The sequence below is a fragment of the Rhodococcus sp. DMF-1 genome (assembly GCF_021441945.1).
Classification (GTDB): Bacteria; Actinomycetota; Actinomycetes; order Mycobacteriales; family Mycobacteriaceae; genus Rhodococcus; species Rhodococcus ruber.
Genome location: NZ_CP090442.1, coordinates 2,018,460 through 2,042,213, shown reverse-complemented (window position 1 = coordinate 2,042,213; position 23,754 = coordinate 2,018,460). Strand labels below are relative to the sequence as shown.

The following is a 23,754-nucleotide window of genomic DNA, read 5'->3' as shown; positions in this document are numbered from 1 at the left end:
GGCGGGCGGGGTGGCCGTCGTGCTCCTCCGATGGGGGATGATGACAAGGTGACCGACGACCCCACCGAGCACGATGCCCACCCCGACACCGTCGCGGAACCGAGTGCGTCGGCGCCGGCCGACTCCCCGGGGAAGGATGCGCCCGCGCCGGTCCGGCGACTGCGTGCGCTGCTCGCCCTCGCCGCGGTGGTCTTCGGCCTCGATCTGCTCACGAAGATCCTCGCGGTCCACTACATCGACCCGGCCGACCCGATCTCCGTCGTCGGGGACACGGTGACGTTGACGCTGGTGCGCAACCCGGGTGCCGCCTTCTCCATGGCGACCGGCATGACGTGGCTGCTGACCCTCGTCGCGGTCGCCGTCGTGGTGGGTGTGGTCCGGATCGGCCGCACGTTGCGGTCGGGGTGGTGGGCCCTGGGACTCGGACTCGTCCTCGGCGGAGCGCTGGGTAATCTGGTCGACCGGATCTTCCGGTCCCCGGGCCCGCTGCAGGGGCACGTCGTCGACTTCGTATCCGTCGGCTGGTGGCCGGTGTTCAACGTCGCCGATTCCGCCATCGTCTGCGGCGCGATCCTGCTCGTCGCGCTGACCGTCTTCGGCATCGAACCGGACGGCTCACGCAAGACCGACTCCGCCCGCAGCAGCAGAAAGGAAGCACACCAGTGAGAGAAACCCGGGCGATGCCCGTCCCCGACGGGCTCGACGGGATGCGGGTCGACACGGGCCTGGCACGGCTGCTCGGCCTGTCGCGCACGGCGATCGCCGCCCTGACCGAGGAGGGTGCCGTCCTCGTCGACGGCGCCGCCGCGGGAAAGTCGGACCGGCTGTCCGCCGGTTCGTGGCTCGAGGTGGAACTGCCCGAGCCGCCGCGGCCGCTGACCATCGAGGCGACCCCGGTCGAGGGCATGGAGATCCTCTACGCGGACGACGACATCGTCGCGGTGGACAAGCCCGTGGGCGTCGCGGCGCACGCGAGCGTCGGCTGGACCGGACCGACCGTGATCGGCGGCCTGGCCGCAGCCGGGTTCCGGATCTCCACCTCCGGCGCCCACGAACGGCAGGGCATCGTCCACCGGCTCGACGTGGGAACCTCCGGAGTGATGGTCGTCGCGACGTCCGAGCGTGCCTACACGGTGCTCAAGCGGGCCTTCAAGCAGCGCACCATCGACAAGCGCTACCACGCCCTCGTGCAGGGACACCCCGATCCGAGCAGCGGCACGATCGACGCGCCGATCGGCCGGCACCGCAGCAGCGACTGGAAGTTCGCCGTCACCGCCGACGGCAAGCCCAGCATCACCCACTACGACACCGTGGAGGCGTTCCAGGCCGCGAGCCTGCTCGACATCCACCTCGAGACCGGCCGCACCCACCAGATCCGCGTGCACTTCTCGGCGCTGCGCCACCCCTGCTGCGGGGATCTGACCTACGGCGCCGACCCGCGCCTGGCGGAGCGGCTCGGTCTCGAACGCCAGTGGCTGCACGCCCGCTCTCTCGGGTTCGCGCACCCGGCCGACGGACGCTGGGTCGAGATCACCAGCAAGTACCCGGCCGACCTCGAGCACGCGCTCGCCGTGCTGCGCAGCGCCTGACCGTGCGGCGCGTGTCCCTGCCCTGGGCGGCGACGGCGGCACTGCTGCTGGCGGTGCTCGCGGCCGGACTGCTCACCCCGCCCCGGCCGGCGACGGTGCGCACCGACACGCTCGGTCCGGACCACGGCGAGGCGGTCGCCGGCTACCTCGCGCGCGCCCAGGCGAGCGTCGAGTCCGCCACCGGCGAACCGCGGTGGGCACTGGTCTCCTTCACTGCGCCGGTGCCGGTCGAGCAGGCGGCGGCGCTGCCGGGAGACCCCCGCATCGCGCAGGTGCTGTTCCGCGTCCCGATCGAGCGGGTGCAGACCCCGCTGGTCGCGGTCGACGTGCCCGAGCACCCGGAGGCGCTGCGGCGTGCGCCTGCCGTCGCGGCGGGCCGACTGCGCCAGGCGGCCGGCGCCGACCGGGCCGCGCGTGTCGCCGCGGTCTCGGCCGATCGCCTCGCGGACGGGTGCGCCTGCGTCGTCGGCGTCGTGGTGCGCGTCGCGCCGGCGGCGGCGACCGAGCTCGCCGCCGCCCCCGGCGTCCGCGCCGTCGAACTGCTGCCGCCGGACGCCGTCGCGGGGGCGTTCTCGGTGAACCCGCTGCTGCCCGAGCACGTCGACGTCGTCGCTCCGGGACCGGACGACGGCGAGCCCTGAGCCCGGTCGGCGGGACAGGCGCGTCGCCACTGGGTACGGTGACGCCGTGGCACGGGTTCTGGGGTACCTCGTGGTGGCGCTGCTCGCCGCGGCCGGTCTGCTGTGGCCGCTGCTCGCCGGGCTCGACACCGGCGAGGCCTCCGAGGCGGCGGATCCGGCGCGGATCACGAACTACAGCGTCGACTACGCCGTCGACGCCGACGGCGGCCTCACCGCCACCGAAACCGTCACGGTCGACTTTCCGGCCGACCGGCACGGCATCTTCCGGTACTGGGACGTCACCACGGGCGCCGACCCGCACGTGCGCCACATCCCCGAGATCGTCTCCGTCGAACGTGACGGCGAGCCCGAGCCGTACGAGACGAGCTGGGAGCAGGGCCGCCGACTCGTCGTCGCGAAGATCGGCGACCCCGACGTGTACCTGGAGCCGGGCACCCACACCTATCGCCTCGCGTACACCACGGAGGGGGTCCTCGACCCGCCGGGCGCGGCCGCCGGCACGTTCGACACGGCCGCCGGGACGGCGGCCCCGGTCGGATCGGTCTTCCACTGGAGCGTGGTACCCGGCGGGTGGGAGATGGCCGTCGACCGTGCCGACATCACGGTGCGGCTGCCCGCGGCGTCGGGCGTGGTCGAATGTGCGGCGCCGGGGGCGACCTGCGTCCTCGGCGGGGCCGGCACCGACACCGTGTCCGTCGGCGTGACCGGGCTCGCACCCCGCACCGCGATGAACGTGCGCATCGGGCTCGGGCTCGACGCCCCGGCCCGGAGCACGGTGCCCTGGTCGGTCGCCTGGGATCCGATCGTCGGCCGGTCGGCGCCGATCGTGGCCCTGGTCGCGGCGTCGAGTCTCCTCGCGTTCGCCGCCGCCGCACGATGGGCCTGGACGGCCCGCGAACCCGAGCCGGGGTTGCCGGTGCTGTACGCGCCGCCGGACGGTTTCGGACCGGTGCAGACCGTCTACGTCGCCTCCGAACGCCCCGGACCTGCACCGCTCGCGGCCACGCTGCTGTACGCCGCAGAGGAGGGGCTGGTCGAGTTGCGTCCCGCCGGGACCGGCAAGAAGTCGGACGTGTGGGAGGTCCGGGGCGTCGCCTCCGCGGACACGTGGGCGGCGACCGATCCGGTGACCCGGGCGGTCGGCGACGCGCTGCAGATCTCGTACCCGGGGGCGGTGCTGCGGGCCGACGGCTCGAAGTCGGCGGGGGAACGGCTGTCGAAGGCGACGACGGAGCTGGCGTCCCAGTGCCGGATCTGGGCCCGCAACGAGGGTCTGGTGGCCCCGTCCACGCGCGAGCGCCTCGGTAAGGCGGCGGTGGTGCTGGCGCTGGTGCTCGCGGTGGCCGGGTTCGCCGTGCCGGTGTGGCCGAGCATGTGGGGCCTGCCGGCGGCGGCGTTCGTGTTCGGGGGCTGGGAACTGCTGCGCCCGGAGGCGGGGACCCGGCGCACCGCGAAGGGCCGCGAGCTGTGGTCGCGTGCCGGCGGGTTCCGGCGCATGCTCGTGACCCCGTCGAGCGAGGACCGCTACCGGTTCTCGGCGGAACAGGACCTCTACACCCGCTACATTCCGCACGCGGTCGCCTTCGGCGTGGCCGAGAAGTGGGCGGAGAAGTACCGCACGGTCACCGGGGCGGAGCCACCGGTGCCGGCGTGGTACCCGTATCCGGTCGGAGTGCACGGATTCGCTTCCGGGGCAGGAGGATTCGACAGTTTCGAGTCGGCCCTGTCGTCGTCGATCGGCGCGTACACCGCGTCCCAGTCCTCGTCGTCGGGCGGTGGCGGCGGCGGCGGTGGTGGTGGCGGCGGGGGCGGCGGCTCCTGGTGACCGAGTGGTGAACGAGGCACCGGCGCGCCCGCACCGGTGCCGGGCAGCGGAAGGAGGGCGGTCCCATGGTGACCGCAGTCGTGATCGTCGTCGTGCTGGTGGTGGTGCTCGTCGCCGTGTTCGTGGTCGGGTTCAACCGGCTGCGCCGCGCCGACGTGCTGGCCCAGGAGGCCCTGGGCGGCATCGACGTGCAACTGAGCCGGCGCGCCGACCTGGTGCCGAATCTCGTGTCGACGGTGCGAGGCTACGCGGCGCACGAGAAGAGCGTGTTCGAGGAGGTCACCGCCGCGCGCACCGCCACGTCGCGGGCCGCCTCCGGCGGCACGGTGGCGGAGAAGGCCCAGGCCGACGCGCGCCTCGAGAAGGCGATGTTCGACGTGCTCGCCGTCGCCGAGAACTACCCGGACCTCAAGGCCTCGGCCAACTTCCTGGACCTGCAGCGTCAGCTGGGGGAGACCGAGGACCAGCTCGCCTTCGCCCGCCAGTACTACAACGACGCCGCAGGCCGGCTCAACACGTCGCTGAAGACCATCCCGTGGATGTTCTTCGCAGGGCCGGCAGGGGTGCGCGAGCGCGAGTTCTACACCGCCCCGGCGGGCACGGAACTGCCGCCGACCGTGTCGTTCTGATCGCCCCGGCGCGCTCCGGAGCATCCGCCCGCCCTACCGTTGACTGGTGAGCAGCACCGCATCCCGCCCCGACACCGGCATCCTGTTCGGACTCGGCGCCTACCTGACGTGGGGGATGTTCCCCGCGTTCTTCGGCCTGCTCGAACCCGCCGGAGCCGTGGAGATCCTCGCCCACCGGGTGCTGTGGACGCTGCTGGCGATGCTGCTGCTGCTCGCCGTCCTCGGCCGGCTCGGCTCGCTGCGGGGACTGGAGGTGCGGGTGTGGGCGCTGGTCGCGGCGGCCTCCGCGGCCATCGCCGTCAACTGGGGCACCTACATCTACGGCGTGGTCTCGGGTCGGGTGGTCGAAACCGCACTGGGCTACTTCGTCAACCCGCTGGTCAGCGTGCTGTTCGGGGTGCTGTTCTTCCGGGAGCGGCTGCGCCGCGCGCAGATCGCGGCGCTGCTCGTGGCGACCGCCGCGGTGGCGGTGATCACCGTGGACTACGGGCGGCCGCCGATCATCGCGCTCACCCTCGCGTTCTCGTTCGCCCTGTACGGGGTGATCAAGAAGATCGTGCCGCTCGACCCGCGCACCTCGCTGACGGGGGAGGGCGTCGTCGCCGTGCCCTTCGCGGCGGGCTACCTGATCTTCCTCGCCGTCACCGGCACCGGCACGTTCCTCGGTCACGGCGCCGGGCACTCGCTGCTGCTCGTGTCGGCCGGGCTCGTCACGGCGCTGCCCCTGCTGCTGTTCGGTGCGGCCGCCCAGCGGGTTCCCCTGGTCACCCTCGGCATGCTGCAGTACCTGACGCCGAGCCTGCAGATGGCGTGGGGTGTGCTGGTCCTGCACGAGGACATGCCCGCCTCCCGCTGGATCGGGTTCGGGCTGATCTGGATCGCGCTCGCGATCTTCACCGCCGACGCCGTGGCCCGGGGTCGCCGGGCTCGCGGGACGCTCGAGCCGGTCCCCTCGAGTGCACCGCAGTAACACCGGTCACGACACGCCGTCCGGGCCGGTGTGGCGGTCCGATCCCGTCGCCGCGGGGGCCTACACTCGGGATGCTCACAGACCTTCCGGGAGAGGCACGCGTGGCTGACTCGTTCGTTCATCTGCACAACCACACCGAGTATTCGATGCTCGACGGAGCCGCGAAGGTCGGTCCCCTGTTCAAGGAGGCCGAGCGGCTGGGGATGACGGCGGTCGGGATGACCGACCACGGGAACATGTACGGCGCCAGCGAGTTCTACAACGTCGCCGAGAAGCAGGGCATCAAGCCGATCATCGGCATCGAGGCCTACATCGCGCCCGAGTCGCGGTTCAGCACCAAGCGCGTGCAGTGGGGCGACCCGAGCCAGAAATCCGACGACGTCTCCGGCTCGGGCTCGTACACGCACATGACGATGGTCGCCGAGAACGCCACCGGGCTGCGCAACCTGTTCAAGCTGTCGTCGCTCGCGTCGATCGAGGGGCAGCTCGGCAAGTGGGCCCGCATGGACGAGGATCTCATCGCCCACCACGCCGAGGGCATCATCGCCACCACCGGTTGCCCGTCCGGGGAGATCCAGACCAGGCTGCGTCTGGGCCACGAGCGCGAAGCGCTCGAGGCGGCCGCGAAGTGGCAGGAGATCTGGGGCAAGGACAACTTCTTCCTCGAACTCATGGACCACGGCCTGTCCATCGAGCGTCGGGTCCGTGAGGGCCTGCTCGACATCGGCCGCAAGCTCGACATCCCGCCGCTGGCGACCAACGACTGCCACTACGTCACCAAGGACGCCGCCGAGAACCACGAGGCGCTGCTGTGCATCCAGACCGGCAAGACGCTCTCGGATCCGACCCGCTTCAAGTTCGACGGTGACGGCTACTACCTGAAGTCCGCCGCGGAGATGCGGGCGCTGTGGGACGACGAGGTGCCGGGCGCGTGCGACAACACGCTCCTGATCGCCGAGCGGGTCCAGCCCTACAAGGAGGTGTGGACCCACCGGGACCGGATGCCGATCTTCCCCGTCCCCGAGGGGCACACGCAGGCGACGTGGCTGCGCGAGGAGGTTCTGCGCGGGCTCGACCGGCGATTCCCGGACGGCGTGCCGCAGGAGTACCTCACCCGCGCCGAGTACGAGATCGGCGTCATCAACGAGATGGGCTTCCCCGCCTACTTCCTCGTCGTCGGTGACCTGATCAGCCACGCTCGCGAGGTCGGCATCCGCGTCGGCCCCGGCCGCGGTTCGGCCGCGGGCTCCCTCGTCGCCTACGCGATGGGCATCACGAACATCGACCCGATCCCGCACGGTCTGCTGTTCGAGCGGTTCCTCAACCCCGAGCGCGTGTCCATGCCCGACATCGACATCGACTTCGACGATCGCCGCCGCGGTGAGATGGTGCGCTACGCCACCGACCGGTGGGGGGCCGACCGCGTGGCCCAGGTGATCACGTTCGGCACCATCAAGACCAAGGCCGCGATCAAGGATTCGGCCCGCGTGCAGTTCGGCCAGCCCGGATTCGCCATCGCCGATCAGATCACCAAGGCGCTGCCGCCGCCGATCATGGCCAAGGACATCCCGGTCTCGGGCATCACCGATCCGAACCACGAGCGGTACAAGGAGGCCGCCGAGGTCCGGGCGCTGATCGAATCCAACCCGGACGTGAAGAAGATCTACGACACCGCGCTCGGCCTCGAGGGCCTGATCCGCAACGCGGGCGTCCACGCGTGCGCGGTGATCATGTCCTCCGAACCGCTGATGGATGCCATCCCGCTGTGGAAGCGGGCGCAGGACGGCGCGATCATCACCGGTTGGGACTACCCGTCGTGCGAGGCCATCGGCCTGCTGAAGATGGACTTCCTCGGTCTGCGCAACCTCACCGTCATCGGCGACGCGATCGAGAACATCAAGAACAACCGCGGCATCGACCTCGACCTCGACACGCTGCCGCTCGAGGATCCGCCCACGTACGAGCTACTGGCCCGCGGCGACACCCTCGGCGTGTTCCAGCTCGACGGCAGCGCGATGCGGGATCTGCTGCGCCGCATGCAGCCGACCGGGTTCGAGGACATCGTCGCCGTGCTCGCGCTGTACCGGCCCGGACCGATGGGCATGAACGCCCACAACGACTACGCCGACCGCAAGAACGGCCGGCAAGAGGTCAAGCCGATCCACCCCGAGCTCGAGGAACCGCTGAAGGACATCCTCGCCGACACCTACGGTCTGATCGTCTACCAGGAGCAGATCATGCAGATCGCTCAGAAGGTGGCCGGCTACTCGCTCGGACGAGCCGACATCCTGCGCCGCGCGATGGGCAAGAAGAAGGCCGAGGTCCTCGCCGCCGAGTTCGAGGGCTTCGAGGAGGGCATGCTCGCCAACGGTTTCTCCAAGCCGGCGATCAAGGCCCTGTGGGACACGATCCTGCCCTTCGCCGGGTACGCGTTCAACAAGTCGCATGCCGCCGGGTACGGCCTGGTCTCCTTCTGGACGGCCTACCTCAAGGCCAACTACCCGGCCGAGTACATGGCGGGCCTGCTCACGTCGGTCGGCGACGACAAGGACAAGGCCGCGGTCTACCTGTCCGACTGCCGCAAGATGGGGATCACGGTGCTGCCGCCGGACGTCAACGAGTCGCGGGTGGACTTCGCGTCGGTGGGGGAGGACATCCGATTCGGCCTCGGCGCGGTCCGCAATGTCGGCTCCAACGTCGTCGCGTCCATCATCCGCGCGCGGGAGGAGAAGGGCCGGTTCACCGACTTCTCCGACTACCTCAACAAGATCGACGCTCTCGCGTGCTCGAAGAAGGTCACCGAGTCGCTGATCAAGGCCGGGGGCTTCGACTCGCTCGGCCATCCCCGCAAGGGCCTGATGCTCGTGCACGCCGACGCGATCGACGCGGTGATGGGCACCAAGAAGGCCGAGGCGATCGGGCAGTTCGACCTGTTCGGCGGCGCGGATGCCGACGAGTCGGTGACCTCGGTGTTCAACGTGAAGATCCCCGAGGAGGAATGGGATACCAAGCACAAGCTCGCCCTCGAACGGGAGATGCTGGGACTGTACGTGTCCGGGCATCCGCTCAACGGCGTCGAGCACGTCCTCGCCCAGCAGGCCGACACCGCGATCCCGACCATCCTCGAAGGCGCGATCAAGGACGGCGCCCAGGTCACCGTGGGCGGCATCCTGGCCTCGGTGAACCGCCGCATCAACAAGAACGGCCTGACATGGGCGTCGGCTCAGCTCGAGGACCTCGCCGGCGGGATCGAGGTGCTGTTCTTCCCGCAGTCCTACTCCGTGTACGGCATGGACGTCGTCGAGGACTCCGTGGTGCTGGTCAAGGCCCGGGTGTCGGTCCGCGACGACCGGATCTCGTTGATCGCCAACGATCTTGCCGTGCCCGACCTGTCTCAGGTGGGGGTGGCCAAGCCGCTGTCGGTGTCGATGCCCACCCGGTTGTGCACCCCTGACAAGGTGGGTGCGCTCAAGAGCGTGCTCACCCGCCACCCGGGTACCTCGGATGTGCACGTGCGGTTGATCTCCGGCAGCAAGGTGACCGTGCTGAAGGTGGACGACAGCCTGCGGGTGGAGCCCTCGTCTGCGCTGATGGGGGATCTCAAAGCCCTGCTCGGGCCGGCCTGCCTGGCGACGTGACCGGCTCCCGGGACGGGGGCGGTCAGGGCTCGCGGCGGTAGTGCAGCAGGCGGGCCCACCACACGACGGTGGCGGTGCCGGCGGCGGCGAGCACGGCGGTCTGCGCGTCCGCGGTGATCGCGAACAGCGCCAGCAGCACCAGGACGGCCGCGACGAGCGCCTCGAGCTTGTACAGCGGCCATGCGGTTCCGGCCACGTCGACGGACGCGGGCCGGCGGCGGACGCGAGCGGGCGAATCCGTCGTCATCTCGACCTCCGTGCGCCTCGGGGAATCCGTTCACCAGGCTACTCGCAGACTTGTGTTCGGGCCACCGAACTTTGCCGATCGCGGGGGTGATGTCGGACCCGGGCGGACGGATCCGCCCGGTGCGCTGCGGCGGAGTGCGCGCCGGTGTTGACTGGAGCCATGCCTCTCACCGGAGAATACGAACCGAGTCCGTCCCAGTGGGCCGCCGATCAGGTGGCGCTGTACGAGGGTTCCGGCGGCACCGAGGGCACGACCCTCAACGGCCGGCCGGTGGTCGTGCTGACCAGCCGCGGAGCGAAGAGCGGCAAGCTCCGGAAGACCCCGCTGATGCGGGTCGAGCACGACGGGGTGTACGCGGTGGTCGCCTCGCTCGGTGGTGCCCCGACGCATCCGGTCTGGTACTTCAACGTCCGGGCGGATCCGCACGTCGAACTGCGTGACGGGCCGACGGTCCGGGACATGACCGCCCGCGAGGTCCACGGCAGGGAGAAGGACCTGTGGTGGCGGCGTGCGGTCGAGGCGTTCCCCGACTACGCCGAGTACCAGAAGAAGACGGATCGGGAGATCCCGGTCTTCGTCCTCGAGCCCCGGTAGCGCGCGGGGTCCGGCGGCCGCGGCAGCGGACGCAGTGGCGAAACCCGCATTGGGGGTTCCGGGTCGGTAGTGGCAGCATGGGTAGGTGACCACTACTTCGCGAACCGCTGATCCGATGCACCTGCCCGCCCTGAGCGTGGCCGACATCGAGGCCGCGGCGGAGCGAATTTCCGCGGTCGTCGCCCCCACACCGCTCGAGTACAGCGAGCGGCTCTCCGTCCTCACCGGGGCGAACGTCTATCTCAAGCGCGAGGATCTCACCCGCGTGCGCTCGTACAAGCTGCGCGGCGCCTACAACGTCATGGCGCAGCTCTCCCCGGCGGAACGCGAGGCGGGTGTGGTGACGGCCAGTGCCGGCAATCACGCACAGGGCGTGGCCTACTCGTGCCGGGCGATGGGGGTCCGGGGCCGGATCTACGTGCCCACCCGGACCCCTAAGCAGAAGCGGGACCGGATCCGCGCGCACGGCGGGGCGTTCGTCGAACTCATCCCGACGGGTGACACCTTCGACGCGGCCGCCGCGGCGGCCGCGGAGGACGTCGCGCGGACCGGCGCGACGATGGTCGCGCCGTTCGACGACGCCCGCACCGCGGCGGGTCAGGGCACCATCGCCCGGGAGATGCTCGATCAGCTGCCGGCGGCGCCGGACCTGGTGCTGGTTCCGGTCGGCGGCGGTGGCTGCCTGGCCGGCATCGCGGCGTACCTGCACGAGAAGTCGCCGCACACCTCGATCGTCGGGGTGGAACCGGCCGGGGCGGCGTCGATGACCGCTGCCCTCGTCGCGGGCGGGCCGGTGACCCTGCCGGAAGTGGATCCGTTCGTCGACGGAGCCGCCGTGAAACGGGTCGGCGACGTGCCGTACGCGGTCGTCTCCCGGCTCGGCCCCGAGATCGTCTCCCACGCGAACCTGCCGCTGGTCGCGGCGCTGCGCAACGACGGCCTGGGCACCGGGCCGTTCGGGATGACCCAGGTCGACGAGGGCGCCGTGTGCACGGCGATGCTCGACCTGTATCAGAACGAGGGCATCATCGCCGAGCCGGCGGGGGCGCTGTCCGTCGCCGCGCTCGAGGGGCTGACCGTCGCGCCGGGTGCGACGGTGGTGTGCCTGATCTCGGGGGGCAACAACGACGTCTCCCGCTACGGGGAGGTCATCGAGCGTTCTCTGGTGCACCGCGGTCTCAAGCACTACTTCCTGGTGGACTTCCCCCAGGAGCCCGGGGCGCTGCGACGGTTCCTCGACGAGGTGCTCGGTCCCGACGACGACATCACCCTGTTCGAGTACGTCAAGCGCAACAACCGGGAGTTCGGTGCGGCGCTGGTCGGCATCGAACTCGGCACGGCCGACGGTCTGGCGTCACTGCTGGCGCGGATGGACCTCTCGCCGATCGAGGCGCAGCGGCTCGAGCCGGGCTCGCCGGCCTACCGCTATCTCACCTGAGCCGGACGGGATCCCGGCGGGGGAGCGCCGTCCCCCGCCGCGGTCCGCGGCGGCCGCTCAGCGCCAGGGGGCGCAGACCAGCCAGGGGCCGAACCACCAGCACGGGGCCGGCGGACCCCACCGGTTCCGTTCCCAGCCGCGATCGTGGTCCCGGCGGTCGCGGTGGTCGCGGCGATCCCAGTCGTTGCGGTGATCGGTCTGCTCCCAAGTGATCCCGATCGGCGCCGGGGCGTCGGCGGGTGCCGCGGCCGCGACTCCGGCCGGGGCGAGAGTGAGGGTGGCGGCGAGGAGTGCGCCGACGGTGGCAGTCCGGAGTTTCATGGAAATACACCCCGAGAAGCGTGTGCGTGCAGGAAGATTCCCCGACTACTCTTGACCGTACTCGGGACGGTCGGCGACAATCAAGGGTTCTTCGTCCCCAGGAGCCGGGCGACGACGCGCCTGTGCAGTTCCGGGTCGGGCTTGGGCAGGCCGAGCATCGCGCCCAGGTAGATGCCGTCGCCGACGAGGCGCACGATCTCGGCGGTGACCGGGTCGTCGATCTCCGCGCGCAGCCCCTCGTCCCACGACCGCAGCACCTCGACGACCGCCCGGTGCACGTCGTCGTGCCGGCCGTCGGCGCTGCGCAGGGCGGCCACCGTGGACCGGAACAGGTCCATCTCCGCCGAGTCGCCGGTCTCGTCCGGGTCGGCGAGGTACCACTCCGCGACCGGGGTGCCGCCCGCGACGGCGTCGGCGAGTCGGGCGTCGCCGCGTTCGCCGAGGCGCCGCACCATGGCGGCGAGCATCGCCTCCTTGGTCGGGAAGTGGTACAGCAGACCGCCTTTCGATACCCCTGCGGCGGCCGCGACGCCCTCGAGCGTCACCTGGGCGACCCCCACGTCGACGAGGGTGCGTTCGAGGGCGTCGAGGATCCGGTCGCGTGTGTCGGAGGCCATGGCCCGATCCTACCGTCCGTTTCTGTACCGTCCGGACGGTAGGTGCTACCGTACTTTGTGTACCGGCTGGACGGTTCAGTGTGGAGGGACGAAGGATGACGAACACCGGGCAGATGCCGCCGGTCCACCCGGCGGACGCGGGAACCGGGCATGCGCAGGCCGGCGTGCGCACCTGGGCGGGCCTGGTGGTGCTCGCGGGTGCCGTGCTGCTGATCGCGGTCGATGCAACCGTTCTCGACCTCGCCCTGCCCTTCCTCAGCGCCGATCTGGCCCCGAGTGGGGTCCAGCTGCTGTGGATCATCGACGTGTATTCGTTCGCCGTGGCCGGTCTGCTGGTGACGATGGGCGTGCTCGGCGACCGCGTCGGCCGACGCCGGCTCCTGCTGATCGGTGCCGTCGGCTTCGCCGCGGCGTCGGTGCTCGCGGCGTGGGCGCCGAGTCCCGAGCTGCTGATCGTGGCGCGGGCACTACAGGGTGTCTCGGGCGCCACCCTCATGCCCGCCACCCTGGGACTCATCCGGCACATGTTCACCGATCCGCGGGAGCGGACCGTCGCCATCGGCGTGTGGGGCGCGATGGCCGGCGGCGGGGCCGCCGCCGGCCCGCTCGTCGGCGGCTGGCTGCTCGAGCACTTCTGGTGGGGGTCGGTGTTCCTGATCAACCTTCCGATCATGGCGGTCCTCGTGGTCGCCGCGCCGTTCCTCGTCCCGGAATCGCGGGATCCGCACCCGGGCCGCTTCGACCTGCCGGGAGCCGCCCTGTCCCTGCTGGCCGTGGTACCGATCGTCTACGCGGTCAAGGAGACCGCGCTGCACGGCCCCCGCGTCGCGGCGCTGGTCGCGCTGGGGGGTGGTCTGACGGCCGCCGTCGCGTTCGTTCGTCGCCAGCGGAGCGCGGCGGATCCGCTGCTCGACCTCACGCTGTTCCGGCACCGCGAGTTCTCGGCCGCCGTCGCGACCAATCTGCTGTCGATCTTCGCCCTCGCCGGGGTGTTGTTCTTCGGTTCCCAGTACCTGCAGCTGGTCCTCGGAGTCGGACCGCTGGAGGCGGGTCTGCTGATGCTCCCCGGCACCGCGACCAGCGCCCTGTCCGCACTCGGCGCGGCCTGGCTCGTGCGGCGCCTGCCGGTGGGAACCGTCCTGTCGGGTGCCCTGGCCGTCGCAGCCGTGGGCGCCGCCGTGCTCCTGGCGCTGGACACCGCGCACGGAGCCGGCGTGTTCGTCGCCGGTTTCGTCCTCATCGGCGTGGGCGTCGGCATCGCGCTGACCCTCACCACCGACCTGGTGGTCGGGGCCGCCCCGGCCGACCGGGCCGGCGCCGCGTCCGCGGTGTCGGAGACGGCCTACGAGCTCGGTGTCGCCCTCGGTGTCGCGGTCCTCGGCAGCGTCGTCACCGCCGTCTACCGGTCCCGGCTCGGCGTCCCGGGTGGGGACCACGAGTTCGATACCCTCGGCGGCGCCGTCGCCGCGGCCGGCCGCCTGCCGGCGGCCGAGGCGGAGATCCTCCTCGAGTCGGCGCGCTCCGCGTTCGTCGCCGGCACCCACGGTGCCGCGGCCGCCACGGCGGCGATTCTGGCGGCCACTGCCGTGCTCACCCTGCGGATGCTGAGCCCGCGATGACCCGTCAGGTCCGAGGTGCAGCGGCGGCGTCGAGAACGACGAACGAATGCCCCGGGACGAGGGTCGCGGAGGCGGTCCGGTTGACCACCACCGGCTCCCACCACACGAGGGGAGCCCCGCCGAAGGGCACGGTGACCGGGTCGGGTCCGAGGTTGCACGCCACGCGCAGGCTGCCGCGGTGCAGCACGATCCAGCGCTCGTCCTCGTCGTAGTCGACGTGCAGGTGCTCGAGCCACGGATCGGTCAGCTCGGCGCGTTCGCGGCGCAACGCCAGGAGCTGCCGGTAGCAGTCGAGCACCCGTGCGTGGGCGGGTTCGGTCCGTTCGGCCCAGTTCAGCGTCGACCGCCGGAACGTCTCCGGATCCTGCGGGTCGGGGACGTCCTGGGCGTCCCATCCGTGCTCGGAGAACTCGCGCCGACGTCCTTCGGCGGTGGCCCGGGCCAACTCGGGTTCCGGGTGGGAGGTGAAGTACTGGAACGGTGAGCTCGCGTCCCACTCCTCGCCCATGAACAGCATGGGGGTGAACGGGGAGGTCAGCACCAGCGCGGCCTTGACGGCGAGCTGACCGGAGTCGAGGTAGTGGCCGGGCCGGTCGCCGACCGCCCGGTTGCCGACCTGGTCGTGGGTGCACGTGTAGGCCAGCAGGGAGCTCGCCGGGACGCGCCCGGTGTCGAGCGGCCGCCCGTGGGTGCGCCCGCGGAAGCTCGAATAGGTGCCGGCGTGGAAGAACCCGTGCCGCAGGGTGCGGGCGAGGCAGTCGAGCGAACCGAAATCGCCGTAGTAGCCCTGCCGCTCCCCGGAGACGGCGGCGTGCACGGCGTGGTGGATGTCGTCGTCCCACTGCGCCTGCAGGCCGTAACCGCCGGCTGCGCGGGGCGAGATCATCTTCGGATCGTTCAGATCGCTCTCCGCGATCAGGCTGAGCGGACGGCCCAGATGCGCCGACATCCGGTACGTCGCGACGGCCAGCTCCTCGAGCAGATGCACGGCGGTGTGGTCGACGAGAGCGTGCACCGCGTCCAGGCGCAGCCCGTCGATGTGGAACTCCCGCATCCAGCGCAGGGCGTTGTCGAGGATGTAGCGGCGCACCTCGCCGGAGTCCGGACCGTCGAGGTTGACCGACGCACCCCAGGTGCCCTGCCCACCGGACAGGTACGGCCCGTAGCGGTCCAGGTAGTTGCCGGACGGTCCGAGATGGTTGTACACCACGTCCAGGATCACCCCGAGGCCGCGGGCGTGGGCGGCGTCGACGAAGCGCTGCAGGCCGTCCGGACCGCCGTAGGGCTCGTGCACCGCGTACCAGAGCACACCGTCGTAACCCCACCCGCGGGTGCCGTTGAAGGCGTTGACCGGCATGAGTTCGACCAGGTCGACACCGAGGTCGACGAGGTCGTCGAGCCGGGCGACGGCCGCGTCGAAGGTGCCCTCCTCGGTGAAGGTGCCCACGTGCAACTCGTACACCACCCCGCCGGCGAGTTGCCGGCCGGTCCACGACGTGTCGGTCCAGGCGCGCTCGTCGAGCGTGTGCAGCTGGGACAGCCCGTGCACCCCGTCCGGTTGCCGCGGGGAGCGCGGGTCGGGCAGCACGGTCTCGTCCTCGTCGAGGAGGAAGCCGTAACGGGCACCGGGGGAGGCGTCGACCTCGGTGCGCCACCACCCCTGGTCCTCCCGGCGCATGGAGTGAACGGTGCCGTCGACGTGGAGCCGGACGGATTGCGGGGTCGGAGCCCAGACCTCGAAGGTGTGCACCCGATCAGCATGCCCGCTCGCCGCTGCCGCTGCAGACCTCCGGAATCGGCTGCAGTTCCGATGCAACCGATGCTGATAAGCTGAGTTCGATGTCCCAGCATGCCAAGAGGGCCTACAGTTCACCGCTGCGTGAGGAGGCTGCGCGCCGGACGCGAGCGACGATCGTCGACGCCGCCGCCCGGCTCTTCGTCGACCGCGGGTACGTCAGCACCACGGTCAGGCAGATCGCCGAGGCTGCCGGGGTGGCGGTGCGCACGGTCTTCACGGCGTTCCCCGGCGGCAAGTCCGAACTGTTCCGGGAGGCGCTCGACGCCGCGGTCGCGGGCGGGTCCGCGGTTGCCGTCGGCGACGAGCCCGCGCCGGGCCGGGGGCCACGTCCGGGACGGGTCGCGACCGGAACCGCGGGCTCGGACGCCGAACGCATCGTCGAGCAGGTCGTCCGCTACGGCGCCGACCTGCTCGAGCGGGCCGGCGGTCTGCTGATGACCTCGGTCGAGTCCTCGGGTGCGGACCCGGACATGCGCCGGTTCGCCGACGAGGACGCGCGCGCGACCGCGGACAACGCGCGCACCATCGCGGACGGGCTGCACCGGCACGGATTGCTGCGCGACGACGTGAGCGTGGAGCACGCGGCGCACGTGTTCTACACGCTGGGTTCTCCGCAGGTGCATGCCCTGCTGCGCCGCGACTGCGGCTGGGACGTGGACGAATACCGGGCGTGGCTCACGGCGACCCTGCGGGCGACGCTCCTGCGCTGAGCGCGGCCGCGGGCCCGGCCGCCCGCACCGCCCTCGGGGTGGTCCCGAAACGGGCCCGGAACGCCGTGCCGAACGCACTGAGCGAACCGAAGCCGGACGCGAAGGCGATACCCCCCACGGACACCGCGTTCCAGCGCGGATCCTCGAGGCGGCTGCGGGCGCGGTCCAGCCGCCGGGCGCGGAGCAGTTCCGCGGGCGTGGTGCCGGCCGTCCGCAACGCGAGCTGCAGTTGGCGCAGCGACCAGCCCAGCTCGCGGGCCATCGACGCCGGGGTCAGATCCGGGTCGTCCGAACGTTCGTCGACGTAGGCCCGGGCCGCCTCGGCCACCGCCTGCAGGCCACCGGGACGGAGGGGGCCGTGGGTATCGGCCAGGACGAGGGACACGAGCTCGATCACCCGTGCGCTGATCGCGACGAAGGCGGGGCCGGACAGCGACGTGCGTTCGCGGGCCAGCGTCCGCGTCATGGTCCCCGCCACCGCCCCGACGCCGCGGCGCAGGTCGAGCACACTCGGGCCGTCGGCGACGGCCCGATCGGGCAGGCAGCCCTCGGGGACGGTGAGCACCCACGCCCGGGCGTGGGCGCCATGGACGAGCTCGAACGGGCGGGCCATCGACACCAGGGCCGCGCGCCCGACGGGCACCGGCAGTGCGTGCCCGCCGTGGGCGACGGTGAGCGCACCGGACTTCGGCACGAACAAGCGCATGCTCCGGTCGTCGTCCCCGCGGACGTGCCGGGCGGTCCGCGCGTAGGTGATGCGATCGGACCAGAACTCGACGAGCTGGTGACCGCCGCAGCGCTGCACGTGTGTGGCCCCGACGAAGCCGGCCGGGGCACGCTCGTCCCGATCGGGGAACGAATAGTCCAGGGTGCCGTGGTTGAACCGCACGTGGTCGGTCCAGAACTCGGCGCGGTCGCGCTCCGGCACCCGGCCCGTCGTCGTGAACCGCACCTCGTACTCCGCTGCCACCGTGACCTCCTCGTCGGCCGTGCGCGCGCCGGACAGTGCTCTGCGCGGATCGGCGAGTGCTGCGTCCCGCCCGCTCCCTACGCTCGTCGGCAGTGTAGTGACGAACGCCACAGCCGGAGCGCGGTGGCCCGATCCAGGAGGTTTCCATGCTGCGAGCAGCGGTCAACGGGACGGAACTCGCCTACGTCGACGCCGGTCCGCGCGACGGAGTGCCGATCGTGTTCAGCCATTCGCTCTTCTTCGATCACACGATGTTCGACGCGCTCGCGGAGAAGTTCACCGCCGACGGGTACCGGGTCGTCGCCTACGATCATCGCGGGCAGGGCGAGAGCGCCCCGGCGCCGCGGGCGGAACTCGCGGTCGACGTCCTCGCCGAGGACGCGGCGGCCCTGATCGAACACCTCGGTCTGGCCCCGTGCCACGTCGTCGGCAACTCGCTCGGCGGGTTCGTCGCGCTGCGGCTCGCCGCGCGACGCCCCGAACTGCTCCGCACGGCCGCCGCGCTGGGTTCGTCGGCGGAGGAGGAACACAAGCTCGCCGAGTTCGCTCCGCTGGTCGAGCATCTCACCGAGCACGGCACGGCGGACGTCGTCGACACGGTCATGTACATCATGTTCGGCGATTCGAGCCTCGCTCAGGAGAGTTCGATGACGAGCACGTGGCGCGCCGCGATCGCCCGGCTCGAACCCCGCATCGGCGACGCTGCCCACGGCGTCATCCACCGCGGGCGGATCGTCGAGGAGCTGGCCGGGTGCCGCGTGCCGGTCCTCGCCGTCGCCGGGAGCGAGGACCACGCGTACCCGCCGCCGATCTCGTCGGCGAACATCGCCGACGCCGCGAGCGGCCGGCACGTCACGGTGGACGCCGCAGGGCACTCCGTGGCACTCGAACAGCCGGAGGCGGTCGCCGAGCACCTCAGGAAGCACTTCGCCGCGGCGGAGAAGGGCTGATCCGCAGGTCGGAGGGGCGCGGCAGCCGCCCGGCGACCTGAACCGTGCGGAGCTCGCGCACAGCAGCGGGAGGGCACCGGGCAGGAGCGATCGGGATGTACGGGCACGAATCCATACGAGACGGAATATCAAAATTATCCGAATAAGTGTGTCCACGTTCCTCGATCCACCGAAGCCCCGCCGAATAACCCCGCCGAGCAGCCACGCCGACCTCGGGCGGTGCGACGTGCCCCGGTGCCGAACCGGGGACGCTGACACAACCCGCCGACGGCACGGCGGGCGTGTTTCGGACCACCGCGCGGCGGATACCCGGGGCCGACAGGTTCCACCGTCCGCGCCCCCACCGGGGGTGCGGACGGCGATCGTCGCCGGCTCGACGGGTCGGTGACGGTGCGCCGGAGATGACGCTGCCGAGAAGGGGTTCCATGAGCCACGCCAGCTTCGCGTCCCGGGTCGGCGCGGCACGCGAGAGGATGTTCGATCTCGTGCTGGAGATCGCGGCGATCGTCGAGGCCGCCGACGCGCTCGACCGGGACTCCCTGCCCCTCGCCGACGAGATCGCCGTGAGCGGACTGATCGATGCCCTCACCGACGTGAGCCGGCACTTCGATGCGGCGGCGGAACCGTTCGGGGAGGCGGTGTGGTTCTCGCGGCACCTGCCCGGTCCGTTCGGTTGACGGCCACGGGTGAGGATTGCGCCGCCGGAAACCGGGTATGCGGTCGGGGCCGAGACGCTGCGCTCGGCCCTGTTTCCGTACAGCAGACACCAGGAGCGCACTTGAGCAACCAGGACCCCGGACCCCGACCCGAAGATGCGCCCGGCCTCGACGCCGGTGGGGGCGTACAGCCCGGAGACACCCCACCCGACGCCGGACAGACCTCCGGCCTGTCGCATCCCCAACCGAACCCGAGCCGGGTGATGCCCGTCTTCGCGATCGTGCTCATCGCGCTGATCGTGCTCGGAGTGGCGGCGTTCTTCGTGGCGCGCGCGTTCGCCCTGTTCGACTGAGACACCGAACGACTGGGACACCGAACGACTGGGACACCGAACGACTGGGACACCGAACGACTGGGACACCGAACGACTGAGACACCGAACGGTCGGGCTCGTCAGGGTCGTCCGAGCGCCCCGACGTAGTACCAGCGGCCACCCTCACGGAGGAACCGGCTGTGCTCGTGCAGCACGTCCTCGTGACCGCCGAAGCGGTAGTGGGCCCGGAACTCGACCGTCCCCTCCGAGTGCAGGAACCCGCCGCTCGTGCGCACCACCTCGAGCCCGGTCCACCGCTGCGCCGGATCGAGATCCAGTCGCGCCGGGCGGGTGTCGGGGTGCCACGTACGACGCAGATAGTCGTCGTCGCCCACCGCGAAGGCGGTGTACCGCGACCGCATCAGCTGCTCGGGCGTCGGCGCGTCCCCACCCGCGAGGAACGGCCCGCAGCAGTCGCCGAACGGAAGACCCCGGCCGCACGGACACGGAGCGGACGATTCGGGCCGGGGGTAGCGCGGGCGTCGAGTCACCGGCACATTATCGCCGCCGCCCGGAACCGGACGGTCGTGGCACGATCGACGCCCGGGACGAGCGCGGTCGGAGGAACGGTGAACCATGGTCGATTCTGCCGCCACACCGGCGCGGGGACAGGGCAGTCCCGGCACCGCGCTACACCACAGCTTCGCGGCCGTCCCGGTGGCCGGGCCGTACGACACCGCCGCCGACGTGCTCGACCGGATGCGGGAACACAGCTTCGACAGTGCCGCCGTCGTCGCCGTGCTCGTCGGTGAGACGCTCGCCGGTCTCGTCACGATCGAACGGCTGCTGGCGGCCCCCGGTGCCGCCCGGATGGACGACCTCATGGACCCGGATCCGCCGGTGGTGCACCCGGATACCGCGCAGGAACGCGCCGCGTGGAAAGCGGTGCAGCACGGCGAGCCGGGCCTGGCCGTCGTGGACGGCCACGGCCGGTTCCGCGGCCTCATCGCGCCGCAACAACTGCTCGCCGTGCTGCTGCACGAGCACGATCAGGACATGGCCCGGATCGGCGGCTTCGCGCACTCGGTGGAGGCGGCGCGGGCCTCGAGCGTCGAGGGAATCCGTCGCCGGCCCTGGCACCGGCTGCCGTGGCTCGTCGTCGGTCTGATCGGGGCCATGGTCTCGGCCCGCCTGATGCAGGTGTTCGAGGCCGAACTCGACGCCGACCTCGCCGTCGCGTACTTCGTGCCGGGAATCGTGTACCTGGCGGACGCCGTCGGGACGCAGACCGAGGCACTGGTCATCCGCGGATTCTCGGTAGGGGTGGGGATCCGCCGAATCGTGCGCCGGGAGGTGCTGACCGGACTGTCGGTGGGGGCGCTCCTCGGGGCGACCATGCTGCCGGCCGTGCTGCTCATGACCGGGAACCGGGATCTCGCGGTCGCCGTGGCGTCGGCCGTGCTGGCCGCGAGCACCATCGCGACGACCGTGGCGATGGTGCTGCCGTGGGCGCTGCAACGGCTGGGCAAGGACCCGGCGTTCGGGTCCGGCCCGCTCGCGACGGTGATCCAGGACCTGCTCTCCATCGTCATCTACTTCGTGGCCGTGACGCTGCTCCTCGGCTGAGGGTGGGGCGATCTCCACCCCAGGGTTCCTTGGGGCGCAGGACGATACCGGGTCACGATGAGACCACCGACCGACAACCCGTGGAGGCCCCGTGACCGCAACCTCGGAGAGGTTCACCCCGAGCCACACCGACCCGGATCGCGTGTTCGACGAGATCGACCGGATCGATGCCGAGATCGTCGCCGCCATCCGGTACCGGACCGGCCTCGTCCACCGTGCCGGCCGGCTGCGCCGCGCCGGGCACGGAACGACGTCCGTGCATGCGTGCCGCGAGATGGCGGCGCTCACCCGGTTCACCACTGCGCTGGGCCGGGACGGCACGGCGCTGGCGGCGACGCTGCTGCGGTTGGGCCGCGAACCCCTTGCCGACACCGCGACCTGCGGGCAGGATTGAGTCCGCCCCCGGAGGTTGTGATGAGCGTCGTCACCGAATCGCGTCTGACATACGTCGACAAGCAGGGGCGGCAGCATCGATTCGAGCTGTCGCCGGGCTCGCCTCGCGTCACCATCGGCCGGGCCCCGACGTCGGATGTGGCCTTCACCGGCGACAACGAGGTCTCCCGCCTGCACGCCGTCGTGGAGTGGATCGGCACCCACTGGACCATCCTCGACGACGGGCTCTCCCGAAACGGCACGTTCCTCAACGGGGAACGCATCACGGGACGCCGGCGGCTTCGGGAGGGCGACAGCATCCGGATCGGCTCGATCCGCCTGACCTTCCAGGAGATCGGCGCCGGCCCGGACGAGGCGACCCGTGTCGCGTCGGAGCTGCCGACGGTGCGATCGCTGACGCAGACACAACGCGGCATCCTGCTCGCGTTGTGCCGGCCCTACAAGCACGGCGCCGCCTTCGCCACCCCGGCATCCAACCAGGACATCGCCTCCGAACTGTTCCTCAGCGTCGATGCGGTGAAGACCCACCTGCGGGCGCTGTTCGCGAAATTCGGGGTCGAGGACCTGCCGCAGAACCAGAAGCGGGTCCGGCTCGCCGAGCTCGCCCTCCACAGCGGCGTCATCACCGAACGCGACCTCTGACCGGCGGCTCACCCGACCCGCTGCAGCAACCCGCCGAGTGCCCGCGCGACCTCCGCGGGCCGGTCGGTGATCACCGAATGGCCCGCGCCGTCGACCCGCACCAGCTCGGCGCGTGGCAGCCGCTCCGCCAGACCGGCCGACAGCTCGAACGGGGTCCACTCGTCCGCCGAGCCGCACAGCACGACCGCGGGGACGGCGGCGAGCACCGCCAACGCGGCGGACTCGTCGAGCACCGCGAACGATCGCAGGAACGCCGCCATCGTCACCACCGGCGTGTCGTTCGCCAGCACCGCCATCAGAGCCGCCAACCGGGAGCCGGGGGTTCGTCGCTGCGACGTCCGCCGCAGCGGCCGCACCGCCCGCCCACCCAGGTGCAGCGCGCGTTGCACCGCGCCGGGCGCGTGTCGCACCGCCCGGTGGAACAACGCGACCGCGGGACTGTCGAGGTAACGCCCGAGACCCGACCGCCCGAGATCACCGGCGGCGGTGCCGATGAGACAGACCCCGGCGACGCGGGTGCCGATCTCGTGCGGATGCTGACGGGCGTAGGACAGGATCGTCATGCCGCCCATCGAGTGGCCGACCAGCACCACCGGACCGGCGGAGACCGCGCGCAGTACCGCCGCGAGATCACGCCCGAGCTGCTCGACGGTGTACGTCTCCGGCCCGGCAGTGCCGGACGCGCCGTGACCCCGGTGGTCGAAGAACACCATCCGCAGCGTGGCCCCGTACCGCCGGATCAACGAATCACGAAGCGGCGACCAGGTTTCCGTGCGTCCGCAGTGCCCGTGGACGAACACGGCGGTGAGCGGCGCGTCGGCCGCGCCGAGCTCGTGGACCGCGAGCGGCACGCCGTCGTCGGCGATCACCGTGTGGCGGCGCACGAAGCGCTCGGTGCGGAGGGTGGACATGCGGACAAGGATCCACGGACGCCGGCGCCGGGACGAGCAGCCCCGGTGGTGGTGGATTTCACCTCAGGGGGCCACTTCTGCACCCTGGGTGGTGGACAATCTCGTCATGGATGCGCAGCGGTACGTCGGCGTGGTCGGGCCCGCGGAAGCCACGGCCGAACAACGCCGGATCGCCCGTCAGGTCGGCGGGCTGCTCGCGGCGCGACGCGCCGTCGTCGTGACCGGGGGACTGGGCGGGGTGATGGCCGCGGCGTCGCGCGGCGCCGCCGAGGCCGGCGGCACCACCCTCGGCCTGCTCCCCGGCGACGACCGCGCGGAAGCCAACCCGTACCTGACCGTGTCGATTCCGACCGGGCTCGGCGAGATGCGCAACGCCCTGCTGGTACGCACGTGCGAGGCGCTGATCGCGGTCGGCGGCAGCTGGGGCACGCTCAGCGAGATCGCGCTCGCCGTCCGGACCGGGGTCCCGGTGATCTCGATCGGGGGGTGGCCGCTGCCCGCCGCCGGGGTGCTCGCCGTCACCTCCGCCGGGGACGCCGTCGAAGCCATCCACGACCTGCTGTGGCGGCGCGATCCCACCGCGGGCTGGACCGGTTGAGGACTTCCCGCACCCGAGGGTGATTCTCGACCACCCCTGCGGGTGCCACCTCCACCGC

General features: G+C 71.6%; 25 protein-coding genes. 18 read left to right on the top strand and 7 right to left on the bottom strand.

Annotation, left to right across the window (positions count from 1 at the left end; genetic code table 11):
- Nucleotides 1-48 precede the first annotated feature (48 nt).
- The 7 genes from lspA (at nt 49) to dnaE (ending at nt 9,292) form a co-directional block, all read left to right on the top strand.
- A complete protein-coding gene (lspA, locus tag LZP97_RS09320; protein WP_010594402.1) occupies nt 49-666 on the top strand; it encodes a signal peptidase II in 618 nt (205 codons plus the stop codon).
- Nucleotides 667-680: 14 nt separating this feature from the next.
- Entirely contained in the window at nt 681-1,589 is a 909-nt protein-coding gene (locus LZP97_RS09315; protein ID WP_017682382.1) for an RluA family pseudouridine synthase, read from the top strand.
- Between the two features lie 11 nt (nt 1,590-1,600).
- Complete coding sequence (locus LZP97_RS09310; RefSeq protein ID WP_082061290.1) at nt 1,601-2,230, top strand: hypothetical protein; 630 nt, start codon at nt 1,601-1,603, stop codon at nt 2,228-2,230.
- Nucleotides 2,231-2,276: 46 nt separating this feature from the next.
- Nucleotides 2,277-4,055, top strand: a complete 1,779-nt coding sequence (locus tag LZP97_RS09305) for a DUF2207 domain-containing protein (RefSeq protein WP_234575007.1) — start codon at nt 2,277-2,279, stop codon at nt 4,053-4,055.
- Nucleotides 4,056-4,120: 65 nt separating this feature from the next.
- Nucleotides 4,121-4,684 (top strand): LemA family protein, encoded by a 564-nt coding sequence (locus tag LZP97_RS09300; RefSeq protein WP_010594407.1) that lies wholly within the window; start codon nt 4,121-4,123, stop codon nt 4,682-4,684.
- Nucleotides 4,685-4,730: 46 nt separating this feature from the next.
- Nucleotides 4,731-5,654, top strand: a complete 924-nt coding sequence (gene rarD, locus LZP97_RS09295) for an EamA family transporter RarD (RefSeq protein ID WP_119699844.1) — start codon at nt 4,731-4,733, stop codon at nt 5,652-5,654.
- Nucleotides 5,655-5,755: 101 nt separating this feature from the next.
- Nucleotides 5,756-9,292, top strand: a complete 3,537-nt coding sequence (gene dnaE / locus LZP97_RS09290; protein ID WP_010594408.1) for a DNA polymerase III subunit alpha — start codon at nt 5,756-5,758, stop codon at nt 9,290-9,292.
- Between the two features lie 22 nt (nt 9,293-9,314).
- On the opposite strand, the gene LZP97_RS09285 is transcribed toward dnaE, so the two are convergent.
- Nucleotides 9,315-9,539 (bottom strand): hypothetical protein, encoded by a 225-nt coding sequence (locus tag LZP97_RS09285; RefSeq protein ID WP_010594409.1) that lies wholly within the window; start codon nt 9,537-9,539, stop codon nt 9,315-9,317.
- A 159-nt stretch (nt 9,540-9,698) separates the two neighbouring features.
- Here LZP97_RS09285 and LZP97_RS09280 point away from each other — a divergent pair, with 159 nt between their 5' ends.
- Nucleotides 9,699-10,133 carry a nitroreductase family deazaflavin-dependent oxidoreductase gene (locus tag LZP97_RS09280; RefSeq protein WP_010594410.1) on the top strand — a complete coding sequence of 145 codons (435 nt, stop codon included), beginning with the start codon at nt 9,699-9,701 and terminating at the stop codon, nt 10,131-10,133.
- A gap of 115 nt (nt 10,134-10,248) precedes the next feature.
- On the top strand, nt 10,249-11,571 hold the full coding sequence (gene ilvA / locus LZP97_RS09275; RefSeq protein ID WP_010594411.1) for a threonine ammonia-lyase IlvA: 1,323 nt from the start codon (nt 10,249-10,251) through the stop codon (nt 11,569-11,571).
- 57 nt (nt 11,572-11,628) lie between these two features.
- Here ilvA and LZP97_RS09270 read toward each other — a convergent pair whose 3' ends face one another.
- Both LZP97_RS09270 and LZP97_RS09265 read right to left on the bottom strand, forming a co-directional pair.
- Nucleotides 11,629-11,892, bottom strand: a complete 264-nt coding sequence (locus LZP97_RS09270) for a hypothetical protein (protein ID WP_010594412.1) — start codon at nt 11,890-11,892, stop codon at nt 11,629-11,631.
- Nucleotides 11,893-11,972: 80 nt separating this feature from the next.
- Entirely contained in the window at nt 11,973-12,509 is a 537-nt protein-coding gene (locus LZP97_RS09265) for a TetR/AcrR family transcriptional regulator (protein WP_003938240.1), read from the bottom strand.
- A 95-nt stretch (nt 12,510-12,604) separates the two neighbouring features.
- On the opposite strand from LZP97_RS09265, the gene LZP97_RS09260 reads away from it, so the two are divergent.
- The gene (locus tag LZP97_RS09260; protein WP_048771001.1) at nt 12,605-14,128 is read left to right on the top strand and encodes an MFS transporter; all 1,524 of its coding nucleotides are present in this window, start codon (nt 12,605-12,607) and stop codon (nt 14,126-14,128) included.
- 4 nt (nt 14,129-14,132) lie between these two features.
- On the opposite strand, the gene treZ is transcribed toward LZP97_RS09260, so the two are convergent.
- Nucleotides 14,133-15,878, bottom strand: coding sequence for a malto-oligosyltrehalose trehalohydrolase (gene treZ, locus LZP97_RS09255; protein ID WP_048771003.1), 1,746 nt, complete (start codon nt 15,876-15,878; stop codon nt 14,133-14,135).
- 89 nt (nt 15,879-15,967) lie between these two features.
- On the opposite strand from treZ, the gene LZP97_RS09250 reads away from it, so the two are divergent.
- Nucleotides 15,968-16,636, top strand: a complete 669-nt coding sequence (locus LZP97_RS09250; protein WP_010594416.1) for a TetR/AcrR family transcriptional regulator — start codon at nt 15,968-15,970, stop codon at nt 16,634-16,636.
- On the opposite strand, the gene LZP97_RS09245 is transcribed toward LZP97_RS09250, so the two are convergent.
- A complete protein-coding gene (locus tag LZP97_RS09245; protein WP_010594417.1) occupies nt 16,602-17,606 on the bottom strand; it encodes a helix-turn-helix domain-containing protein in 1,005 nt (334 codons plus the stop codon). The two genes, LZP97_RS09250 and LZP97_RS09245, sit on opposite strands and share 35 nt — an antisense overlap.
- A gap of 146 nt (nt 17,607-17,752) precedes the next feature.
- Here LZP97_RS09245 and LZP97_RS09240 point away from each other — a divergent pair, with 146 nt between their 5' ends.
- From LZP97_RS09240 to LZP97_RS09230, 3 genes are all read left to right on the top strand, one after another.
- The gene (locus LZP97_RS09240; RefSeq protein ID WP_010594418.1) at nt 17,753-18,556 is read left to right on the top strand and encodes an alpha/beta fold hydrolase; all 804 of its coding nucleotides are present in this window, start codon (nt 17,753-17,755) and stop codon (nt 18,554-18,556) included.
- Nucleotides 18,557-18,981: 425 nt separating this feature from the next.
- The gene (locus LZP97_RS09235) at nt 18,982-19,233 is read left to right on the top strand and encodes a hypothetical protein (protein WP_010594419.1); all 252 of its coding nucleotides are present in this window, start codon (nt 18,982-18,984) and stop codon (nt 19,231-19,233) included.
- Nucleotides 19,234-19,334: 101 nt separating this feature from the next.
- Nucleotides 19,335-19,565 carry a DUF6480 family protein gene (locus LZP97_RS09230; protein WP_010594420.1) on the top strand — a complete coding sequence of 77 codons (231 nt, stop codon included), beginning with the start codon at nt 19,335-19,337 and terminating at the stop codon, nt 19,563-19,565.
- Nucleotides 19,566-19,666: 101 nt separating this feature from the next.
- On the opposite strand, the gene LZP97_RS09225 is transcribed toward LZP97_RS09230, so the two are convergent.
- Nucleotides 19,667-20,077 (bottom strand): YchJ family protein, encoded by a 411-nt coding sequence (locus LZP97_RS09225; protein WP_108754919.1) that lies wholly within the window; start codon nt 20,075-20,077, stop codon nt 19,667-19,669.
- Between the two features lie 85 nt (nt 20,078-20,162).
- On the opposite strand from LZP97_RS09225, the gene LZP97_RS09220 reads away from it, so the two are divergent.
- The 3 genes from LZP97_RS09220 (at nt 20,163) to LZP97_RS09210 (ending at nt 22,187) form a co-directional block, all read left to right on the top strand.
- Nucleotides 20,163-21,152 (top strand): magnesium transporter, encoded by a 990-nt coding sequence (locus LZP97_RS09220; protein WP_048771006.1) that lies wholly within the window; start codon nt 20,163-20,165, stop codon nt 21,150-21,152.
- 91 nt (nt 21,153-21,243) lie between these two features.
- The gene (locus LZP97_RS09215) at nt 21,244-21,546 is read left to right on the top strand and encodes a chorismate mutase (RefSeq protein ID WP_010594423.1); all 303 of its coding nucleotides are present in this window, start codon (nt 21,244-21,246) and stop codon (nt 21,544-21,546) included.
- Between the two features lie 20 nt (nt 21,547-21,566).
- Nucleotides 21,567-22,187: an FHA domain-containing protein gene (locus LZP97_RS09210; RefSeq protein WP_010594424.1), complete on the top strand. Its 621-nt coding sequence runs from the start codon at nt 21,567-21,569 to the stop codon at nt 22,185-22,187.
- Between the two features lie 8 nt (nt 22,188-22,195).
- Here LZP97_RS09210 and LZP97_RS09205 read toward each other — a convergent pair whose 3' ends face one another.
- A complete protein-coding gene (locus LZP97_RS09205) occupies nt 22,196-23,098 on the bottom strand; it encodes an alpha/beta fold hydrolase (RefSeq protein WP_048771008.1) in 903 nt (300 codons plus the stop codon).
- A gap of 106 nt (nt 23,099-23,204) precedes the next feature.
- On the opposite strand from LZP97_RS09205, the gene LZP97_RS09200 reads away from it, so the two are divergent.
- Nucleotides 23,205-23,696, top strand: a complete 492-nt coding sequence (locus LZP97_RS09200) for a TIGR00725 family protein (RefSeq protein WP_003938253.1) — start codon at nt 23,205-23,207, stop codon at nt 23,694-23,696.
- Nucleotides 23,697-23,754: the final 58 nt, after the last annotated feature.